This window comes from Mariniflexile sp. (genome assembly GCF_041583155.1).
Lineage (GTDB): Bacteria > Bacteroidota > Bacteroidia > Flavobacteriales > Flavobacteriaceae > Mariniflexile.
The window spans coordinates 1-20,985 of the sequence record NZ_JBFHGK010000058.1 but is presented as its reverse complement, the minus strand read 5'-3'; the positions used below and the strand labels follow the sequence as shown (position 1 = coordinate 20,985).

Below are 20,985 nucleotides of genomic sequence, written 5' to 3'. Positions count from 1 at the left end.
GTATCGAGTGCCGATACTGGTGAGTTTGCATCAGGTATCGAACTGAATGCCGTACAACGTTCCAACCCAGAAATGCAAAAACGTGCAGCCAATGCCATTCGTGGTATGGTTGAAAGCGACGAAAACTTCATAGTTTCTATTCACGATCATGGTGCTGGTGGTCATTTAAATTGTTTATCGGAATTGGTTGAAGATACCGGTGGAAAAATAGATTTAGACGCACTTCCTGTTGGTGACCCTACCCTATCTGATAAAGAAATTATTGGGAACGAATCGCAAGAACGTATGGGCTTGGTGATTGACAAAGAGCATATCGATATCTTACAACGTATTGCAGAACGCGAGCGCTCCCCTATGTACACCGTTGGGGATGTTACGGGTGATGATAGATTTACATTCGAGTCTAAAACCAACGGTCATAAACCAATGGATTTAGCGATGGAAGATATGTTTGGTAGTTCGCCAAAAACCATCATGACCGATACAACCATTAAAAGAAATTACAACGATTTAAGCTATAATTCCGATAAATTCCATGACTATTTAGAACAGGTTTTACAATTGGAAGCTGTAGCATGCAAAGACTGGTTAACAAATAAAGTAGACCGTTGTGTTGGTGGAAAAGTAGCTAAACAACAATGCGCTGGCCCATTACAATTACCACTAAATAATGTGGGTGTAATGGCGTTAGACTACAAAGGAAAAGAAGGGATTGCAACCTCTATTGGGCACTCGCCTATTTCTGGTTTAATCAATCCGGTGGCGGGAAGCAGAAATGCCATTACCGAAGCGTTAACAAACATTATTTGGGCGCCATTAAAAGACGAATTGAAATCGGTTTCACTTTCGGCAAACTGGATGTGGCCTTGCAAAAATGAAGGTGAAGATGCCCGTTTGTATGAAGCGGTTGAAGCGGTTTCAGAATTTGCGATCGATTTAGGTATCAATGTTCCAACAGGAAAAGATTCACTTTCTATGAAGCAGAAATATCCTGATGGTGATGTATTATCTCCTGGAACGGTTATTATTTCGGCAGCAGGAAATTGTAATGATATTAGCAATGTTGTAGAACCTGTTTTGCAAAAAAATGCAGGAAGTATTTACTATATCAACATTTCACAAGACGATTTTAAATTAGGAGGCAGTTCTTTCGCTCAAATATTAAATAAAATTGGAAACGATGCTCCTACCGTTAAAAGTGCGGCGTATGTTAAAACCGTTTTCAACACGATTCAAAAATTAATAAAAGACCAACAAATCGTTGCAGGACATGATGTGGCTTCTGGTGGATTAATTACCACTTTATTGGAGTTATGTTTTGCTGATACTGATTTAGGAGCTGATATTAACATAACCTCTCTTGGAGAGAAAGATATCATAAAAGTTTTATTTGCTGAAAATGCTGGAATTGTGTTTCAGGTTAAGAATGATTTATATGCTGAAGAATTTTTAAATGTTAAGAAAATCAAATTTAAAAAAATCGGCAAGGTAAATTCAAATGGATATCTTACTGTAGTAAATAATTTAAACGATGTTAAGGGTAACAATGAAAGCATCGGTGGGATTTCCATAAATAGTTATCGAGATACTTGGTATAAAACATCTTTCCTTTTAGACCAAAAACAAACTGCTAACAATTTAGCTGAAGCGCGTTTCAACAATTATAAAAATCAGCCTTTAGCATATACATTCCCTAGTCATTTCACAGGAAAGTTACCTGAAACACCATCAAATAGACCAAAAGCAGCAATTCTTCGCGAAAAAGGAAGTAACTCAGAGCGCGAAATGGCAAACGCTATGTATTTAGCAGGTTTTGATGTGAAAGATGTACACATGACCGATTTAATTTCGGGTCGTGAAACTTTAGAAGATATTCAGTTTTTAGGCGCTGTTGGAGGTTTTAGTAATTCTGATGTACTTGGTTCTGCAAAAGGTTGGGCAGGTGCCATCAAATACAATGAGAAAGCCAATAAAGTGATTCAGGATTTCTTCAAAAGAGAAGACACCTTATCAGTTGGAATTTGTAATGGTTGCCAATTGTGGATGGAGTTAGACCTCATCAATCCGGAACACGAGGTTCATGGTAAAATGGTTCATAACGATTCGCATAAACACGAAAGCAACTTTACTTCAGTAAAAATTCAAGAAAACAATTCTGTGATGCTTTCATCTTTAGCAGGATCGACATTAGGTGTTTGGATTTCGCATGGCGAAGGTAAATTCAAACTACCTTATTCGGAGGACAAATACCAAATTGTTGCTAAATACGCTTACGCAGAATACCCACATAACCCAAATGGTTCCGATTTTAACACCGCGATGCTATGCGATAAAACAGGGCGCCATTTAGTAACCATGCCACATATTGAGCGTTCTACCTTCCAATGGAATTGGGCAAATTACCCACAAGGTCGTAAAGACGAAGTATCACCTTGGTTAGAAGCGTTTGTGAATGCTAGATTATGGCTAGAAAACAAATAAGAATTTATTGATAAAATTCAAGAAAAAGCTCTTACTTTAGTAGGAGCTTTTTTATTTTCAACCAATTTTAATTTCCAAATGAGAATTTTAGTTTTTATTGGTATTTTATGCATACCGTTTCTCCATAGTGCACAAGAGGATGATGGTATTAAACGTTATTATTTTAAGGACAGCATTGTGGCTATTGAAAAATGGTATAGTGATGATAACAAATTAGACAGCTTAAAAACCTACTATAATACGGGGGAGTTATTTGAGAGCTTTCATTATAATAAAGGCCATTTCAACGGTTTATCTTTCAAGTACAATATTTCTGGTGAAAAATTAACTACTTGGAATTTTTTAAGAGGCGAACTCATTGAACGCATCGATCATAAAATTGAATTCAATAAAAAAAACGAAGAAAAAGTAAAAAAACACCATGCAGAACTTAAGGTTATAAATGAAAAATTAAAGGAAAACCCAAGAAGTTTAAAGAACATTTTCATTCGAGCCAATATCCGTGTAAATCTGGGTGATTATACATTGGCTTTAAATGATTTAAAATATCTTGAAAAGCAGTTTTTTAAAGTATATCATGAAAAAGATATTCCAGAAAAAGTATTGGCTTCTGTTTATGATAACCTCGCCACCATTTATTCGGTTTTCGAAATGGAAAATCATTGCATTCATTATAAATTAAAATCCATAAAAACATCGCCAAAAGAAAGCAGATTATACTATAATTTAGGCAATTATTTGGTATGGACTAAAAACTATAGATTGGGTATAGAATATTACAATAAGGCTATTAATATGCTACCCAACCACTCGTTTGCCAATTGGGGGTTGGCCATCGCTTACACCGACTTAGGCAATTATGAAAAAGCCATGAATCATATTACCATTGCTTTAAAACAAGAAGCTAATATTTATGAACATAGTATAGGTTCCACATATAGAGATTTATGGACTACTCGGGGATTTTTGTATCATAAATTAGGTGAAACAAACAAAGGTATTGCCGATTTAGAAGAAGCGTTAAGCATCAATAAAGATAATCCATATACCCACCGAAACCTTGGTATTATTTATTTTGAAACCGGCGATTACAATAAAGCATGCGAACATTTACAAAAATCCAAAGATTTGGGTTTTGAAAAAATATATGACAGTAATGAATTAGAACCTTATATAGAAGTTGCTTGCAAAAAAACCGAACTAATTGAAAGTAAAACTGTGTTAGCCATGGAGTCTATACTAGCAACTGAATTATCAGATAAACCTTATGTGTACCCTAACCCTTCGGTTGATATTATAAATTTTAAAAATCTTTCATTAACAAATTACAACTATTTCATATTTGATTACGCTGGAAAGTTAATTTCTGAAGGCGTTTCAAATGACACTAATACCATTTCTATTTCCAATTTAATTTCAGGCGTTTACATTTTGAAAATTCGAGAAAATGATATTGTTGAAACTTTTAGATTTATAAAGGAGTAAAAACGGTTAAAAATCAACGACAAAACACACCCAGATTTATCACAATCTAATAACAAAACCCCAAAACAAGGATGCTGTTTTGGGGTTTTAAATTCAACAAAATAATAAAATAAAAAATCACAAAGTTGCTTTTATGGCTGCTTGGGCAGAGGCTAATCGTGCAATTGGCACTCGATAAGGAGAACAGCTTACATAATTCAAACCTGTTCTGTAACAGAATTCAACCGAGCTAGGATCTCCTCCATGCTCGCCACAAATGCCCACTTTCAAATTAGGTTTTACGCTTCTACCACGTTCGGTTGCCATTTCAACTAACTGACCAATACCTTCTTGATCTAACACTTCAAACGGATCCACTTTTAAAATACCTTTTTCTAAATAAATTGGCAAGAATTTACTAGCATCATCTCTAGAATACCCAAATGCCATTTGCGTTAAATCGTTGGTTCCAAATGAGAAGAAATCAGCATGTTCTGCAATTTTATTTGCAATTAACGCGGCTCTTGGTATTTCTATCATGGTACCAATAGAATAGGCAATAGAATCATTTCGTTCTTCAAAGACTTTATTTGCAGTTTCCTCAATTACCGCTTTCTGACTTTCAAACTCTGTAAGTGTACCAATTAATGGCACCATAATTTCGGGTTTTGCAGTAATACCACGTTCTTTTAAGTTTAGTGCAGCTTCAATAACCGCTCTAGTTTGCATTTCGGTAATCTCTGGATAGGTAATTCCTAAACGGCAACCACGATGTCCTAACATGGGGTTAAACTCTTCTAATTCGGCTACTTTAATTTTAACCGCTTCCAATGTAATATGCATATCCTCGGCTAAACTACGCTGGGTTTCCAATTGATGAGGCACGAACTCGTGTAACGGTGGATCAAGTAATCGAACGGTTACCGGAAGCCCTTGCATGGCTTCAAAGATACCTTCAAAATCGGCACGTTGCATTGGTAACAAAATTTCCAGAGCATGTTTTCGGCCTATTACGGTATCTGATAAAATCATTTCTCGCATCGCTTTAATACGATCTACTTCAAAAAACATATGTTCAGTTCGTGTTAATCCAATACCCTGAGCACCAAAACTACGGGCTATTTTAGCATCATTAGGCGTGTCGGCATTCGTTCTTACCTGCATGGTAGCATATTTATCTGATAATTTCATTAGTTCAGCAAACTCACCACTTAATTCAGGTTCGCTAGTTGCCACTTTTCCTTCTATTATATTACCTGTAGATCCATTTAAAGAAATCCAATCGCCTTCATGATATACTTTATCATCAACTTTTAAGGTTCTAGTTTTATAGTTAATTTTTAAAGCGCCTGCCCCTGAAATACAGCACTTACCCATACCTCGAGCAACAACTGCCGCATGCGAAGTCATACCACCTCGAGCTGTTAAAATACCTCTGGCAATATTCATACCTTCTAAATCTTCTGGTGAGGTTTCAATACGTGCTAAAATGGTGTATTTATATTTATTTGCTTCATCCGCAAAAAATACAATTTGCCCTGTGGCAGCGCCAGGAGATGCTGGCAAGCCTTGAGCTATAACTTTAGCATTACTTAAAGCTTTAGGATCGAATACAGGGTGTAATAGTTCATCTAATTTACTTGGTTCAATACGTAAAAGCGCTTCTTTTTCGGTAATTAAACCTTGCTTAAACATATCCATGGCAATTTTAACCATAGCAGCACCGGTACGTTTACCGTTACGAGTTTGTAAAATCCAAAGTTTACCATCTTGAATAGTAAACTCCATATCTTGCATGTCTTTATAATGAATTTCTAATTTTTCTTGATAGCCATTTAATTCTGAATATATTTTAGGCATTAACTCCTCTAAGGACGGATAATTTTTTAATCGGTCTTCTTCATCTACTTTTGCTAGTTCTGCCCAACGCATGGAGCCTAATTTGGTTATTTGCTGTGGCGTTCTAGTACCTGCTACGACATCTTCACCTTGTGCATTAATTAAATATTCACCATTAAAGACATCCTCACCCGTACCAGCATCGCGAGTAAAGCAAACACCTGTTCCGGAGTTATTCCCCATATTACCGTAAACCATGGCTTGTACATTCACTGCAGTACCCCAATCGGCTGGATAGCCATGCATTTTTCGGTAGTAAACAGCTCTATCACCTTTCCAACTATTGAATACCGCAATAACAGCACCCCATAGCTGATCCCATGGGTTTGTTGGGAAATCATGTCCTGTTCGCTTTTTTACGGCATCCTTAAAATCATATACTAAATCCTTTAAATCCTGAACTGTAAACTCTGTATCTAGTTTTATCCCACGCTTCTCCTTTAGATGTTCCATAATTTCTTCAAACGGATCGATATCTTCTTTGGATTCCGGCTTCATTCCTAAAACTACACCTCCATACATTTGAATAAACCTTCTATAAGAATCCCATGCAAATAGTTCATTATTAGTTTTTTTAGCTAATCCTAAAACAACCTCATCATTTAACCCCAAATTTAAAACTGTATCCATCATTCCAGGCATGGAAACTCTGGCACCAGAACGCACGGAAACTAACAATGGATTCTCTTTATCACCAAAAGATGTACCCATTAAATTTTCAATATTAAATATGGATGTTTCTACCTCCTCTTTTATCATCTCTACAATGGCATCTTTACCTAATAAATTATACTCGGTACAAACCTCGGTAGTTATTGTAAATCCAGGAGGCACTGGTATTCCAATGGCACTCATTTCAGCTAAATTAGCCCCTTTACCACCCAAAAGATTTTTCATCTTACTATTTCCATCGGCTGCTTTGTTACCGAATTTATAGACACGCATTTTTACATTTACAGGTATTTCCATGATATGATATTTTAAATTCCTACTAATAAAAACTACATAAATTTAACTTTAATAAGTGAAAAATTCCATGATAAAAATCATAAAACATAAATCAATTCTCTCAAAAACAACTGTTTAAAGACAGCCTAAATTATAGGAAAATTTCCATGTTATGAAATTAGACAAAAGTGTTAGTAAAATTATTAAGCACAATTCTGAACTTATGAAGAAGGAAAAACAAGAAAGCTTATAGAAAATCGATGCCGCTATGTAAAAACTATGATCTTTTGTAGTAAATTAACGTGATTATAACTTAAACTAATAAATTTATGAATAGCGATATCAATAAGCTAAAATTAGTTTGGGAAAACGGCAAAAAAACCGCTGATCAAAACACGGATTTACCCAATTTAGATTTTGAAGCGCTTATAAGTTCCATTGTTAGCGTTGGTCCATTTTATTATTACATTATTGATTTTTTTGATATGTCTTTATCTCATGTAAGCCCTTCCATTCGAGACATACATGGGTTTGACCCAGAAACCGTGACCTTTGATGATATAATAGGAACGATACATCCAAATGACATGGAATTTGTTGCAAAGGCAGAAGCAACCAGTATTGATATTCTATATAACAAATTTAAGAAAATTAATATTCTGGATTATAAAACTAATTTCTCCTTTAGAAGCAAGATGAAGAATGGTGATTACGAATTACTTAATCATCAAGCTATTGTATTAACCGTTGATGAAAATGGTAAATTTGGAAAAGCATTAAATATCCACACAAATATTAACCATATTGCCACAAAGCACAACAATACAATTTCTTTATTGAGCCTAAAAAATGAATCCTCTTTTGTTAATATTGAAATCGCTGCTGGTAGTGACCAGTGCACTGCTTTTACAAATAGAGAGATTGACATAATTAAAGCGATAGCGGAAGGACTATCCAACAAGGAAATTGCCGATAAATTGAAAATAAGCACTGGAACGGTGAAAAAACATCGTAATAATATCTATTTTAAGTCGGGGTGCAAAAACTCTGTAGATTTGATTAACAAAAGTTTAATTCAAGGATTAATTTAATTAAAACCACTCCAGAAGAAGCAGAAAATAAAAAAACCTTTCCAATCATCTGAAAACTTAACAACAAATTAGATTATTAAAAAGCAAAAATCCCGATTTCAAGTATTTGAAACCAGGATTTTCTATATTAAAGGATAATAATATTTAATTCTTCTTCCCGAATAAATAACCATATGGCATACCCACAAAAATGACACCGCCAACAATGTTACCTAGCGTAGCTGGAATCAAATTGCTTTCAAAAAAATGCATCCAAGTAATTGGGGCTCCTTCAAAAATAGCTAGTGGAATAAAATACATATTCGCAATACTATGCTCAAAACCTAAGGTTACAAAGGCCATAACTGGTAGCCAAATACCAAATATTTTACCAACAGTATCCTTGGCTGCCATGCCTTGCCAAACGGCCAAACATACCAACCAGTTAGCACCAATGCCTTTTAGAAAAGTAACTAAAAAAGTATGGCTCGTTTTTGTCATAGCCACATTTCGAACCGATTCAGAAAACGGCGCATCACTTACTAAATGCGTTAAATGGGTAATAAAAAAAGCAACAAAAACAGCACCAATAAAATTCCCAATATATACTAAGCCCCAGTTTTTAAGTACCGCATTAATGCTTTGTTTTTTACTTAAAACATTGGGAACAAAGTAGGCATTATTGCCAGTAAAAAGTTCAGCACCCACTACAACAACCAAGATAAGTCCAACAGGAAACATCGCACCAAAAAGAAACTTGGTTATTCCTGGATTGCTGGCAGCCAATTCTGGCGACCCGCCTCCAACAACAATGGCCAACAATCCGCCAAAAGCTATATAAGCCCCTGCTAAAAATGCCAGTATTAATGTTTTTCTTATTTTGTAAGCTCCTTTATTTTGTGCTAATACACTAACTATCTCAATAACTTCCTTAGGGCTATTCATTCAATATTATTTTGATGATTTCAACATCAATATTTAATTCACTTTTACTTTTTTAAAGTACTTTTTTAAAATATCTGATGCTGCTATTAATTCTTCTGGCGTATTTTCCCGAGCATCTTTTAATTGGTAATCCCAACCTAAAGCTTCCCATTTATGAACGCCTAATTTGTGATACGGCTGAATTTCAATTTTTTCAATAGTTTCATAATCTCTAAAGCATTTCCCCAAAGCGTGTAATAATTCTGGTTGATTGGTTAAACCTGGGATTAACACATAACGCAGCCACATAGCTTTACCAGAAGCCTCTCTGTGCTCTGCGAAACGAAATGTTGTTTCTTTTCCTTTAACACCTGTTAAGGACTGATACCCTTCTTCAGTCATGTGCTTAATATCAAGCATTACCAAATCGGTATAATTGTCTAAAAGATCTTTTGAAAAACTGTTTAAAACTCTTCCGTTAGTATCAATGTTTGTATGAATACCTTCTTCTTTTAATCGCTTAAAGAAGGGAATTATTTCTTTGGCTTGCAATAATGGTTCGCCTCCAGATACAGTAACCCCGCCTTTTGTACCAAAATAAGGCTTCATTTTAAGTGCCATTTGAACAAGTTCTTCTATATCGTACTCTGTTCCACCTGATGTTTCAATAGTATCAGGATTATGGCAATACAAACATTTTAGTTTACATCCTTGTAAAAAAACTACCCAACGAATTCCTGGACCGTCATGAGTTCCAAACGATTCAATCGAATGCACTCTTAATGTGTTTACTTCTGTTTTGATAATTTTCTTTTTTTATTATGTTAGTAATCAGCAATGAAAGCGCAACTATTACGCTTTCATCGCCAAATATACTATTATAATATTACAAAGATTCGTGGAATGAACGTGTTATAACTTCTAACTGTTGTTCTTTTGTTAAGCGAACAAAGTTAACTGCATAGCCAGAAACACGTATTGTTAATTGTGGATAGTCATCTGGATTTTCCATAGCATCTAACAACATTTCTTTATTTAAAACATTCACATTTAAATGTTGTGCATTTCTAGAGAAATAACCATCTAAAGTAGTTGCTAAGTTTTCAATTTGCTCTTCTTCATCTGAACCTAAAGATTTTGGTACGATTGAGAAGGTATTAGAAATCCCATCTTTAGAGTCGTCGTAATTAATTTTAGATACTGAATTTAAAGAAGCAATAGCGCCATTACAATCGCGACCATGCATTGGGTTTGCACCAGGTGCAAATGGAATTCCTTGAGCTCTACCATCTGGTGTTGCTCCTGTTTTTTTACCGTAAGACACGTTTGATGTGATGGTTAAAACAGACATTGTTGGTTCTGCATCTTTATAAACTGGTAATTTCTTTAATTCGTTATTGAATTCTGCAACCGCATTACTTGCTAAGAAATCTACGCGATCGTCATCATTTCCATATTTTGGAAATTCACCTTCAATTTGGAAATCTACTGTTAAACCTTCTTCATTTCTAATTGGCTTAACTTTAGCATATTTAATTGCAGATAAAGAATCGGCTACAATTGATAATCCTGCGATACCGTAAGCAATGTTAATACTTGGATTGGTATCAATTAAGGCCATTTGAGCTTTTTCGTAATAATATTTATCATGCATATAGTGAATAATATTCATAGAATCGTTATACACTCTAGCAACTTCTTTCATAGCAATTCTAAAATTAGTCATTACTTTATCGAAATCTAAATATTCGTCAGCACATTCTTCAATACCTTCAATCATTTGTGTTCCAGTAAATTCGCAACGACCACCGTTTATTGCTAATAATAAGGTTTTAGCTAAATTAGTACGCGCACCAAAGAATTGAATAGATTTTCCTAATTCTTGGAAAGATACACAACAAGCAATACCGTAATCATCAGACCCTCGTTTGTTTCTCATTAAATCGTCATTTTCAAACTGAATTGAAGACGTATCAATAGAAACTTTAGCGCAATAATTTTTAAAGTTTTGAGGTAATTTTTCAGACCATAATATCGTAATATTTGGTTCTGGTGAAGCTCCTAAATTGTATAACGTATTTAAGAAACGGAAAGAGGTTTTAGTAACCTTAGTTCTTCCATCTTCTAACATACCCCCAATGGCTTCAGTTACCCAAGTTGGATCACCCGCAAAAATTTCATCATAAGCTTCCATTCTTAAGTGACGCACCATACGTAATTTCATTACGAATTGATCGATATATTCTTGTGCTTCTACTTCAGTAATTAAACCTGCTTCTAAATCTCTTTGGATAAAGATATCTAAGAATGAAGATACATTTCCTAAAGACATTGCTGCACCATCTTGTTCTTTTACAGCTGCTAAGTAAGACATGTAAGTCCATTGTACTGCTTCCTGAGCATTTTCGGCAGGACGAGTTAAATCTAAACCGTAAGATTTACCCATTTCAGCTATCTCTTTTAATGCTTTAATTTGCTCTGACACTTCCTCACGTAAACGAATGATGTTATCACTCATTGGACCAGTAATATTGGCTAAATCTTGTTTTTTAGCTTCTATTAATCGTGCAATACCATATAAAGCAATTCTACGGTAATCACCAATAATTCTACCACGAGCATAATTATCAGGTAAACCTGTTAAAAATCCTAATGAACGGAATTTTCTAATTTCATCAGTGTAAGCATCAAAAACACCATCATTATGTGATTTCACATATTTTGTGAATAATTCTGAAAGTTGATCGTTTGGTTTTAATCCATGCTCAGACAAAGCTTTTTCAACCACTTTGAAGCCACCGTAAGGTTTCATTGATCTTTTTAATAATTCATCAGTTTGTAAACCAACAATTACCTCGTTCTCTTTATCAATATAACCAGCTTTAAAAGCATTAATTCCAGAAACAACATCAGTATCTACAGAGCGAACGCCATTTCTTTGTCTTTCTTCTTTAGTAGCTTGCTTACAAATTTCCCATAATTTTAGGGTTTTTTCACTTGGCCCTACCAAAAAGTCATATGTACCATGGTATGGTGTAATGTTTTTAGTAACAAAGTCTCTCAAATTAATGGTTTCAGTCCAAATACCTGGGTTAAAAGTTTTAGTTTTCATATATTAAATTTATTATCCTTTTATATTTTATGAGGGCAAAAATAAATCCCATTATTAATTAAAAACCTGATATTTATCAGTTAATCACAATTAATTAAGCTTTCCAATTTTAATTTTTTCTAAGAAAACGTTTGCGAAACCCCAACATAAAAATAAAAAACACATCGTTTTAACCGATTTATTGAAAAAACAACAATAAGCAACAATTAAATTCATGGTATTAATAAATTTTTCACCCAACTCCTTGTTAATTAATATAAATTTCCTGCAATTACTTCTTAACTTTGAAACTTTTTAATAAGTAAAAATCATTTCAATTCAATTCTATTTTTAATAATTAGAAATAATAGGATATTATTTTTTTAACATTAATAAAAGCTAGTCTATTTTAAACACATATTCGTAAATCGTTTTTTTTTATTACTTTGCATTACCACTAAATCCCAACAAACTGATGAGCAACATTTCTAGGATTTTCGATTTTCCTCAACATCAATTAGAAACTTATAATTTAGACAAGGCCTTCACATCTAAATACGATGGCGTTTGGAAATCTATTTCTACTAAAGAATTTATAGCCCAAGCCAATGCCATAAGTCGCGGTTTGTTGCGCTTAGGGGTAAAACCAAATGATAAAATTGCTGTAATTTCCTCAACAAATAGAACGGAATGGAACATATTGGATATTGGAATTTTACAAACGGGGGCTCAAAATGTACCAATTTATCCAACCATTGCTTCGGAAGACTATGAATATATAATTAATCATTCTGAATCCATTTATTGCTTTGTATCTGATTCTGAAGTTATTGAAAAACTAAACACAATTAAGGACAAAACCAAACTTAAAAACATATATACTTTTGATACAATTGCGAATGAAAATCATTGGTCGGAAGTATTAAAATTAGGTGAAGATACAAGTAACCAAAGTGAAGTTGAGGCAACTAAAGCCGCCGTGAACCCTTCTGATTTGGCTACTTTAATATATACTTCTGGAACAACAGGAAAACCAAAAGGCGTCATGCTTTCTCACAACAACCTGGTATCAAATGTTTTAGATAGTGAAAAACGTGTACCATTTCAATATGGGAAATCTAAAGCTTTAAGCTTCCTTCCTGTTTGTCATGTTTTTGAACGCATGATATTATACTTATATATGTATTGCGGTGTCGAAATTTATTTTGCAGAATCTATTGAAAAAATGAGCGACAACCTTAAGGAAGTACGCCCAAATGTAATGACTGCAGTACCAAGACTTTACGAAAAAGTATACGATAAAATCGTTGCCAAAGGCATGGAGCTAACTGGTATAAAGAAAATGATATTCTTTTGGGCTTTAAACCTTGGAATGAAATTTGAACCTTATGGCAAAAATGGCTGGTGGTACGAATTTCAACTAAAAATTGCTAGAAAACTTGTTTTCAGCAAGTGGCAAGAAGGTTTGGGAGGAAATTTAGATATTATGGTTTCGGGTAGTGCAGCACTACAAGCCAGGCTTACCAAAGTTTTTGCTGCTGCGGGTTTACCTATTATGGAGGGTTATGGACTCACAGAAACATCGCCCGTTATATCGGTTAATGATATGAGAAATGGTGGGTTTAGGGCAGGAACCGTTGGAAAAATAATTGATAACGTAGATGTTAAAATTGCCGAGGATGGAGAAATCTTAGTAAAAGGTCCAAACGTGATGCTAGGTTATTTTAAAGATGAAGAAAAAACAGCCGAAGTAATGACAGGCGATTACTTTCATACGGGCGATATTGGTGAATTTGATAAAGATGGTTTCCTAAAAATAACAGACCGAAAAAAAGAAATGTTTAAAACCTCTGGCGGAAAGTACGTGGCTCCAGCACTATTGGAAAATGAGTTTAAACAATCCCGATTTATAGAACAAATTATGGTAATTGGAGAAGGTGAAAAAATGCCAGCTGCTTTAATACAAATAAACTTTCCTTTTGTTAAAGAATGGGGAAAACGCCATAACATTGAATTAAAATCCAGCAGTGATATTGTAAGTAACCCAAAATTACACGAGCGTATTCAGAATGAAATAGACATCGCTAACAAAAAATTTGGTAATTGGGAACAAATAAAAAAATTCGAAATAACGCCAGATGTTTGGTCTATTGAAGCAGGTCACTTAACACCTACCATGAAACTAAAACGAAAAGTGATTAAAGAAAAATACGCAAAACTTATCGAAAAAATTTACAGATCTTAACTTTATATTTTTTTTAGTTAAAAATTACATAAAGCGTCTTAAAATTCTTTAAATTTATTATGCATGCATAATGAAATTTCATATATTTGGAATAACCCACGAAAAAAATTATGAAATGATAAAGATTTTAACACTTTTTCAAAAAACAAAAATTCAGACTTTTTATTCTAATCTCAGCTGCAAATTTACACTATTAAATAATGCAGATGAAAGATAGAACCATAGATTACATATTAAGAACCACTTGGCTTGCGGTACAGAAAATGTATAACGAAGAGGCTGCCAAATTTGGGAGCACCATGGCTACTGGTTTCACATTACTAAGTATAGATAAAGAAAAAGGAACCCCCTCTACCTCATTAGGCCCTAAAATGGGAATGGAAGCTACCAGTTTATCTAGAATTTTAAAAACTATGGAAGCCAAAGGTTTAATTGAACGCAAACCAAATCCGGATGATGGTAGGGGTGTTATAATTCATCTTACGGAATTCGGACTTGAAAATAGAGAATATTCTAAAGAACGGGTTTTAACTTTCAATGAAACTATTAAAAAAAATATTTCAGAAGAAAAACTAAAAAACTTCTATGAAGTAGCCGATTTAATAAATGAGCTAATTCAAAATAAAAAAATATACGATCAAAACGATAAATAAGAAAATGAGCAAACGACGAATTAAAAAAGTAGCCATTATTGGTTCCGGAATTATGGGAAGTGGCATTGCGTGCCATTTCGCTAATATTGGTGTTGATGTGTTATTACTTGATATTGTTCCTAAAGAATTGAATGATGCTGAAAAGTCAAAAGGATTAACACTTGAAAGTAAAATAGTTAGAAACAGATTGGTAAATGATGCCCTAGCCGCATCATTAAAATCGAAGCCATCCCCTATTTATCATCCAGATTTTGCACAAAGAATTACTACTGGAAATCTGGAAGATGATATTTCAAAAGTTGCTAATGTGGATTGGATTATGGAAGTTGTTGTTGAACGCTTAGATATCAAGAAAAGTGTTTTTGAAACATTAGAAAAATACCGCACTCCAGGCACTTTAATTACATCCAATACATCGGGAATTCCAATTCATTTCATGAGTGAAGGACGTTCTGAAGATTTCCAGAAACATTTCTGTGGAACACACTTTTTTAATCCTGCTCGTTATTTAAAGTTATTCGAAATTATACCAGGCCCGAAAACGGATGCTTCGGTTTTAGAGTTTTTAAATGGCTATGGCGAGCAATTCTTAGGAAAAACATCGGTAATTGCTAAAGACACGCCTGCCTTTATAGGAAATCGTATTGGTATATTTGGAATACAAAGTTTGTTTCACCAGGTAAAATCTCTTGGACTAACCGTTGAAGAAATTGACAAACTAACAGGGCCGGTTATAGGCCGTCCAAAATCAGCTACTTTTAGAACAGTTGATGTTGTGGGTTTAGATACCTTAGTGCATGTAGCAAACGGTATTTACGAAAATTGCCCTAATGACGAAGCGCACGAACTTTTTAAACTTCCAGATTTCATTAATACCATGATGGAAAAGAAATGGTATGGAAGTAAAACAGGACAAGGCTTTTATAAGAAAGAAGGGAAAGAAATTTTAGCATTGGACTTAAATTCTATGGAATATAAGCCTTCTAAAAAAGCTCATTTCGCAACCTTGGATTTAACTAAAACGATTGATAAGGTAATAGACCGCTATAAAGTTTTAGTTTCAGGAAAAGATAAAGCGGGCGAATTTTACCGAAAAAACTTTGCTGCCATGTTCGCCTACGTTTCTAACAGGATTCCTGAAATAACCGAAGAACTATATAAAATTGATGATGCCATGAAAGCAGGGTTTGGTTGGGAACATGGCCCTTTTCAAATTTGGGATGCTATAGGTGTAGAAAATGGTATTGAAATCATGATAGCCGAAGGTTTAGAGCCTGCAGCTTGGGTAAACCACATGCTCGCTTCTGGCAGTAAATCGTTTTATTCTATTAAAGAAGGTGCTTCTTATTATTATGATATACCTACCAAAAACCAAGAAAAAATACCAGGGCAAGATGCCTTTATAATTTTAGATAACATTCGAAAAACAAAAGAAGTCTTTAAAAACTCGGGCGTTGTTATTGAAGATTTAGGTGATGGCATTTTAAACTGTGAATTCCAATCTAAAATGAATACGATTGGTGGTGATGTTTTGGCTGGGTTAAATAAAGCTATAGATATTGCTGAAAAGAATTTTGCTGGTTTAGTTATTGGAAATCAAGCTGCAAATTTCTCGGTTGGTGCGAATATAGGCATGATTTTTATGATGGCGGTGGAACAGGAATATGATGAGTTAAATGCTGCTATAAAATATTTTCAAGACACCATGATGCGTATGCGTTATTCTGCCATTCCAACCATTGCTGCGCCACATGGCATGGCACTAGGTGGTGGTTGTGAACTTTCAATGCATGCTGATAAAGTAGTAGCTGCTGCTGAAACTTATATAGGTTTGGTAGAATTTGGTGTAGGCGTTATCCCTGGTGGTGGTGGTTCAAAAGAAATGGCATTACGGGCATCCGATACGTTTAAAAAAGGTGATGTAGAATTAAACACGCTACAAGAGTATTTCTTAACTATCGGTATGGCTAAAGTAGCAACCTCAGCCTACGAAGCTTTCGACCTAGGTTTACTTCAAAATGGTAAAGATATAGTGGTAGTGAATAAAGACCGACAAATAGCCACTGCTAAAGCGTATGCTAAATTATTGTCGGATTCAGGGTATACACAACCTGTAAAACGTAGCGATGTAAAAGTACTTGGAAAACAAGCCTTAGGTATGTTTTTAGTAGGTACTGATGCAATGAAAGATAGTAATTATATTTCTGAGCATGACATGAAAATCGCAAACAAACTAGCTTATGTAATGGCTGGTGGCGATTTATCCGAACCTACGCTAGTAAACGAACAATATTTATTAGACTTAGAGCGTGAAGCCTTTTTAAGTTTATGTACAGAACGTAAAACTTTAGAACGCATTCAGCATATGTTAAAAACAGGGAAACCCCTTAGAAACTAGACAAATTAGATAATCAGATCTCAAAAATTTTAGAAATCTAACCATCTAAAAAATCTAATCATCTTAAAAACCCTTAAAAAATGAAACAAGCATATATAGTAAAAGCATACAGAACCGCGGTTGGTAAAGCCCCTAAAGGAGTATTCCGTTTTAAGCGTGCAGACGAATTGGGTGCGGAAACCATTCAATATATGATGAAAGAATTACCAAATCTTGATGTAAAACGCATTGATGACGTTATAGTTGGAAATGCAATGCCCGAAGGTGCACAAGGTCTTAATATGGCTCGTTTTATATCATTAATTGGATTAAATAGTGTGGATGTACCAGGAGTTACCGTAAATCGTTTTTGTTCTTCAGGATTAGAAACGATTGCAATTGCAGCAGCTAAAATACAATCAGGCATGGCGGAATGTATCATTGCTGGTGGTTCTGAAAGCATGAGTTCCGTTCCTATGACGGGGTTTAAACCAGAATTAAACTACGATACCATTAAAGCTGGACACCAAGATTATTATTGGGGCATGGGTAATACAGCGGAAGCCGTAGCAAACCAATTTAATATTTCTCGGGAAGATCAAGATGAATTTGCATATCATTCTCATATGAAAGCTTTAAAAGCGCTTGCAGAAAACAGATTCAAAGATCAAATTGTCCCTATAAATGTAGATCAAACTTATATTGATGCCGATGGAAAAAAAACCACAAAATCGTACACAGTAACCACTGATGAAGGACCACGTGCCGGAACAAATATTGAAGCATTGGCTAAACTACGACCTGTATTTGCGGCCAATGGAAGTGTAACAGCTGGAAACTCATCTCAAATGAGTGATGGTGCTGCATTTGTAATGGTCATGAGCGAAGCTATGGTTAAAGAATTAAATCTGGAACCTATTGCTCGTTTAGTAAGTTATGCCGCTGCTGGTGTTGAACCACGAATTATGGGTATTGGACCTGTAAAAGCAATTCCAAAAGCTTTAAAATTAGCAGGACTTGAACAAAATGATTTGGATTTAATCGAATTGAATGAAGCCTTCGCTTCCCAATCTCTAGCTGTTATTAGAGAATTAAATCTAGACCCAAATATCATAAATGTAAATGGTGGTGCCATTGCATTAGGACATCCCCTTGGGTGTACCGGAGCAAAACTTTCTGTTCAATTGTTTGATGAAATGCGAAAACGTACCATGAAAAATAAATATGGTGCTGTTACCATGTGTGTGGGAACAGGACAAGGAGCTTGCGGTATTTTTGAATTTTTAAACTAATAAACAACTAAATAAGAATGGAAACAACAGAAAAAGATATTTTAAGAGGTGGCCAATTCTTGGTTAAAGAAACTAATTGTGAAGATATTTTCACACCTGAAGATTTCACTGAAGAACAATTAATGATGAAAGAAGCTGTCACAGAATTTGTAGACAGAGAAATTTGGCCAAATAAACCACGATTTGAAGCCAAAGATTATGCCTTAACAGAGTCTTGCATGCGAAAAGCAGGTGAAATGGGATTTCTTAGCATCGCTGTTCCTACAGAATATGGAGGCATGGGCATGGGGTTTGTAGATACTATGTTGGTTTGTGATTATATTTCTGGTGCAACTGGCTCATTTAGTACGGCTTTTGGGGCACATACAGGAATTGGCACTTTACCAATAACGCTGTACGGAACGGAAGAGCAAAAACAAAAATATGTTCCTAAATTAGCTACTGGAGAATGGTTTGGCTCCTATTGTTTAACCGAACCAAGCGCAGGTAGTGATGCTAATTCTGGTAAAACTAAAGCCGTTTTATCTGCCGATGGAAAATCTTATAGCATCACAGGACAAAAAATGTGGATTTCAAACGCAGGTTTTTGTAATTTAATGATTGTGTTTGCAAGAATTGAAGACGATAAAAACATCACTGGTTTTATTGTTGAATACGACAAAAACAACCCCAATGGCATTACCATGGGTGAAGAGGAACATAAACTAGGTATTCGTGCGTCTTCAACCAGACAAGTGTTTTTTAATAACACCGTTGTTCCGGTAGAAAATATGCTTTCAACTAGAGGGAATGGATTTAAGATTGCCATGAATGCATTAAATGTGGGTAGAATAAAACTTGCTGCTGCCTGTTTAGATGCCCAAAGACGTGTTATTTCAGTTTCTGTAAAATATGCTAACGAACGTATTCAGTTTAACACGCCTATTTCTAGTTTTGGTGCGATTCGTCAAAAAATTGCTGAAATGGCAACCAATTGTTGGGTTGGGGAAACAGCCAGTTACCGTGCTGCAAAAAATATTGAAGATCGCATAGCTCTTCGTCTTAAAAATGGCAAAGACACCCACCAAGAAGCAGAACTTAAAGGTGTAGAAGAATATGCTATAGAATGTTCTATTTTAAAAGTAGCGGTTTCAGAATACACCCAACGTTGTACCGATGAAGGTATTCAAATTTTTGGAGGCATGGGTTTTTCTGAGGATACACCAATAGAATCGGCATGGAGAGATGCGCGTATTGCAAGAATTTATGAAGGAACCAACGAAATAAACCGCATGTTAAGTATTGGTATGCTGATAAAAAAAGCCATGAAAGGTCATGTGGATTTGTTAGGTCCAGCCACAGAAGTTGCCAATGAATTAACAAGTATTCCTTCTTTCGATGTTCCTGATTATTCTGAATTATTTTCAGAAGAAAAAAGCATTATTATCAATCTTAAGAAATTATTTTTAATGGTTTCTGGAGCAGCTTTACAGAAATATGGTGAAGCAATAGAAAAACAGCAACAGCTAATGTTGGCCGCTTCCGATATTTTGATTCAAATCTATATAGCCGAATCTGCCATTCTACGAGCCGAAAAAATGGTTAAAAAAGTTGGAGAAGAAAATACTAAAGAACAAATAGCAATGGCAAAATTAAACCTTTTCCATGCTATTGATATTATTGAAACGGCTGGAAAACATTCTATTATTTCATTTTCAACAGGCGATGAACAACGTATGATGCTTATGGGATTAAAACGTTATATTAAATATATTAACATGCCTAACATTATCGAATTAAGAAATATTATAGCAAACAAGGTTATTAAAGAAAACAAGTATTGTTTTTAAACCTTCTTTTATAGTGACTAACTAATTTCTAAAAGCGTTTCAGAATAAATTTTGAAGCGCTTTTTAATTTTAAGTATTTTAGTAAAAAATAATCGCTCATGAAATTTCAATATTTTTTAATAACATTTTTAATCACTTATATTACTACTTCTCAAAATCATGAAAACATATACAACATTATTGATGCCGTATCAGAAAAACGCATAGAAAAAGACATACAAACGCTTGTTAATTTTGGAACACGAAATACCTTTAGCGATACACTTTCAAAAACGAGAGGTATTGGAGCTGCAAGACGTTGGATTAAATCGGAATTCGAATCCATATCCAGTAATTGTAATAATTGCCTAAATGTGTTTTATCAGAAAGATTTTGTAACAAAAAAAGGCAACAACCGTGTACCACATGATGCTTGGATTGTTAATGTAGTAGCCATTCAAAAAGGCAGCAAATATCCTAACAGATATATTATTATGAGTGGAGACATAGACTCGCGCGCAAGTGATACCATGGATTTTACAACAGATGCTCCTGGTGCCAACGATAATGCCTCAGGTATGGCGGGCACTATAGAGGCCGCCAGAGTACTTTCAAAATATAAATTTGAAAACAGTATTGTGTATGTTGGCTTATCTGGCGAAGAGCAAGGACTATTTGGCGGTGCTGGACTTGCGGCTTACGCCAAAAAACAAGGATGGGACATTATTGGCGT

The 20,985-nt window shown here is 34.7% G+C and carries 13 protein-coding genes; 9 read left to right on the top strand and 4 right to left on the bottom strand.

From position 1 onward, the window contains the following. Positions 1-2,481 (top strand): phosphoribosylformylglycinamidine synthase (purL, locus tag ABYI63_RS15545; RefSeq protein WP_372757637.1); only part of this gene is annotated, 2,481 nt, incomplete at its 5' end. Positions 2,482-2,559: 78 nt separating this feature from the next. Then, on the top strand, positions 2,560-3,966 hold the full coding sequence (locus ABYI63_RS15540; protein WP_372757635.1) for a T9SS type A sorting domain-containing protein: 1,407 nt from the start codon (positions 2,560-2,562) through the stop codon (positions 3,964-3,966). Positions 3,967-4,083: 117 nt separating this feature from the next. On the opposite strand, the gene ppdK is transcribed toward ABYI63_RS15540, so the two are convergent. Further along, on the bottom strand, positions 4,084-6,813 hold the full coding sequence (gene ppdK / locus ABYI63_RS15535) for a pyruvate, phosphate dikinase (protein WP_372757633.1): 2,730 nt from the start codon (positions 6,811-6,813) through the stop codon (positions 4,084-4,086). A 308-nt stretch (positions 6,814-7,121) separates the two neighbouring features. Here ppdK and ABYI63_RS15530 point away from each other — a divergent pair, with 308 nt between their 5' ends. After that, positions 7,122-7,883 (top strand): LuxR C-terminal-related transcriptional regulator, encoded by a 762-nt coding sequence (locus ABYI63_RS15530; RefSeq protein WP_372757631.1) that lies wholly within the window; start codon positions 7,122-7,124, stop codon positions 7,881-7,883. 144 nt (positions 7,884-8,027) lie between these two features. Here ABYI63_RS15530 and ABYI63_RS15525 read toward each other — a convergent pair whose 3' ends face one another. The 3 genes from ABYI63_RS15525 to pflB form a co-directional block, all read right to left on the bottom strand. Then, positions 8,028-8,807: a formate/nitrite transporter family protein gene (locus ABYI63_RS15525; RefSeq protein ID WP_372757629.1), complete on the bottom strand. Its 780-nt coding sequence runs from the start codon at positions 8,805-8,807 to the stop codon at positions 8,028-8,030. Between the two features lie 33 nt (positions 8,808-8,840). Beyond that, complete coding sequence (pflA, locus tag ABYI63_RS15520; RefSeq protein WP_372757628.1) at positions 8,841-9,563, bottom strand: pyruvate formate-lyase-activating protein; 723 nt, start codon at positions 9,561-9,563, stop codon at positions 8,841-8,843. Positions 9,564-9,672: 109 nt separating this feature from the next. Then, positions 9,673-11,898 (bottom strand): formate C-acetyltransferase, encoded by a 2,226-nt coding sequence (gene pflB, locus ABYI63_RS15515; protein ID WP_372757627.1) that lies wholly within the window; start codon positions 11,896-11,898, stop codon positions 9,673-9,675. A gap of 454 nt (positions 11,899-12,352) precedes the next feature. On the opposite strand from pflB, the gene ABYI63_RS15510 reads away from it, so the two are divergent. The 6 genes from ABYI63_RS15510 to ABYI63_RS15485 form a co-directional block, all read left to right on the top strand. Then, the gene (locus ABYI63_RS15510) at positions 12,353-14,122 is read left to right on the top strand and encodes a long-chain fatty acid--CoA ligase (RefSeq protein ID WP_372757625.1); all 1,770 of its coding nucleotides are present in this window, start codon (positions 12,353-12,355) and stop codon (positions 14,120-14,122) included. A 206-nt stretch (positions 14,123-14,328) separates the two neighbouring features. Continuing rightward, complete coding sequence (locus ABYI63_RS15505) at positions 14,329-14,775, top strand: MarR family winged helix-turn-helix transcriptional regulator (protein WP_372757623.1); 447 nt, start codon at positions 14,329-14,331, stop codon at positions 14,773-14,775. Between the two features lie 4 nt (positions 14,776-14,779). Continuing rightward, complete coding sequence (locus tag ABYI63_RS15500; protein WP_372757621.1) at positions 14,780-17,173, top strand: 3-hydroxyacyl-CoA dehydrogenase/enoyl-CoA hydratase family protein; 2,394 nt, start codon at positions 14,780-14,782, stop codon at positions 17,171-17,173. Between the two features lie 80 nt (positions 17,174-17,253). After that, positions 17,254-18,444 (top strand): acetyl-CoA C-acyltransferase, encoded by a 1,191-nt coding sequence (locus ABYI63_RS15495; RefSeq protein WP_372757620.1) that lies wholly within the window; start codon positions 17,254-17,256, stop codon positions 18,442-18,444. A 17-nt stretch (positions 18,445-18,461) separates the two neighbouring features. Further along, on the top strand, positions 18,462-20,273 hold the full coding sequence (locus ABYI63_RS15490) for an acyl-CoA dehydrogenase family protein (RefSeq protein WP_372757618.1): 1,812 nt from the start codon (positions 18,462-18,464) through the stop codon (positions 20,271-20,273). 98 nt (positions 20,274-20,371) lie between these two features. Further along, a partial coding sequence (locus ABYI63_RS15485) for a M28 family peptidase (RefSeq protein ID WP_372757617.1) occupies positions 20,372-20,985 on the top strand: 614 nt, incomplete at its 3' end.

Bases quoted from the DNA above. Each gene is read 5' to 3' on its own strand.
- ABYI63_RS15540 (WP_372757635.1), top strand. From the start codon at position 2,560: ATGAGAATTTTAGTTTTTATTGGTATTTTATGCATACCGTTTCTCCAT.
- ppdK (WP_372757633.1), bottom strand. From the start codon at position 6,813: ATGGAAATACCTGTAAATGTAAAAATGCGTGTCTATAAATTCGGTAAC.
- ABYI63_RS15530 (WP_372757631.1), top strand. From the start codon at position 7,122: ATGAATAGCGATATCAATAAGCTAAAATTAGTTTGGGAAAACGGCAAA.
- ABYI63_RS15525 (WP_372757629.1), bottom strand. From the start codon at position 8,807: ATGAATAGCCCTAAGGAAGTTATTGAGATAGTTAGTGTATTAGCACAA.
- pflB (WP_372757627.1), bottom strand. From the start codon at position 11,898: ATGAAAACTAAAACTTTTAACCCAGGTATTTGGACTGAAACCATTAAT.
- ABYI63_RS15510 (WP_372757625.1), top strand. From the start codon at position 12,353: ATGAGCAACATTTCTAGGATTTTCGATTTTCCTCAACATCAATTAGAA.
- ABYI63_RS15505 (WP_372757623.1), top strand. From the start codon at position 14,329: ATGAAAGATAGAACCATAGATTACATATTAAGAACCACTTGGCTTGCG.
- ABYI63_RS15500 (WP_372757621.1), top strand. From the start codon at position 14,780: ATGAGCAAACGACGAATTAAAAAAGTAGCCATTATTGGTTCCGGAATT.
- ABYI63_RS15495 (WP_372757620.1), top strand. From the start codon at position 17,254: ATGAAACAAGCATATATAGTAAAAGCATACAGAACCGCGGTTGGTAAA.
- ABYI63_RS15490 (WP_372757618.1), top strand. From the start codon at position 18,462: ATGGAAACAACAGAAAAAGATATTTTAAGAGGTGGCCAATTCTTGGTT.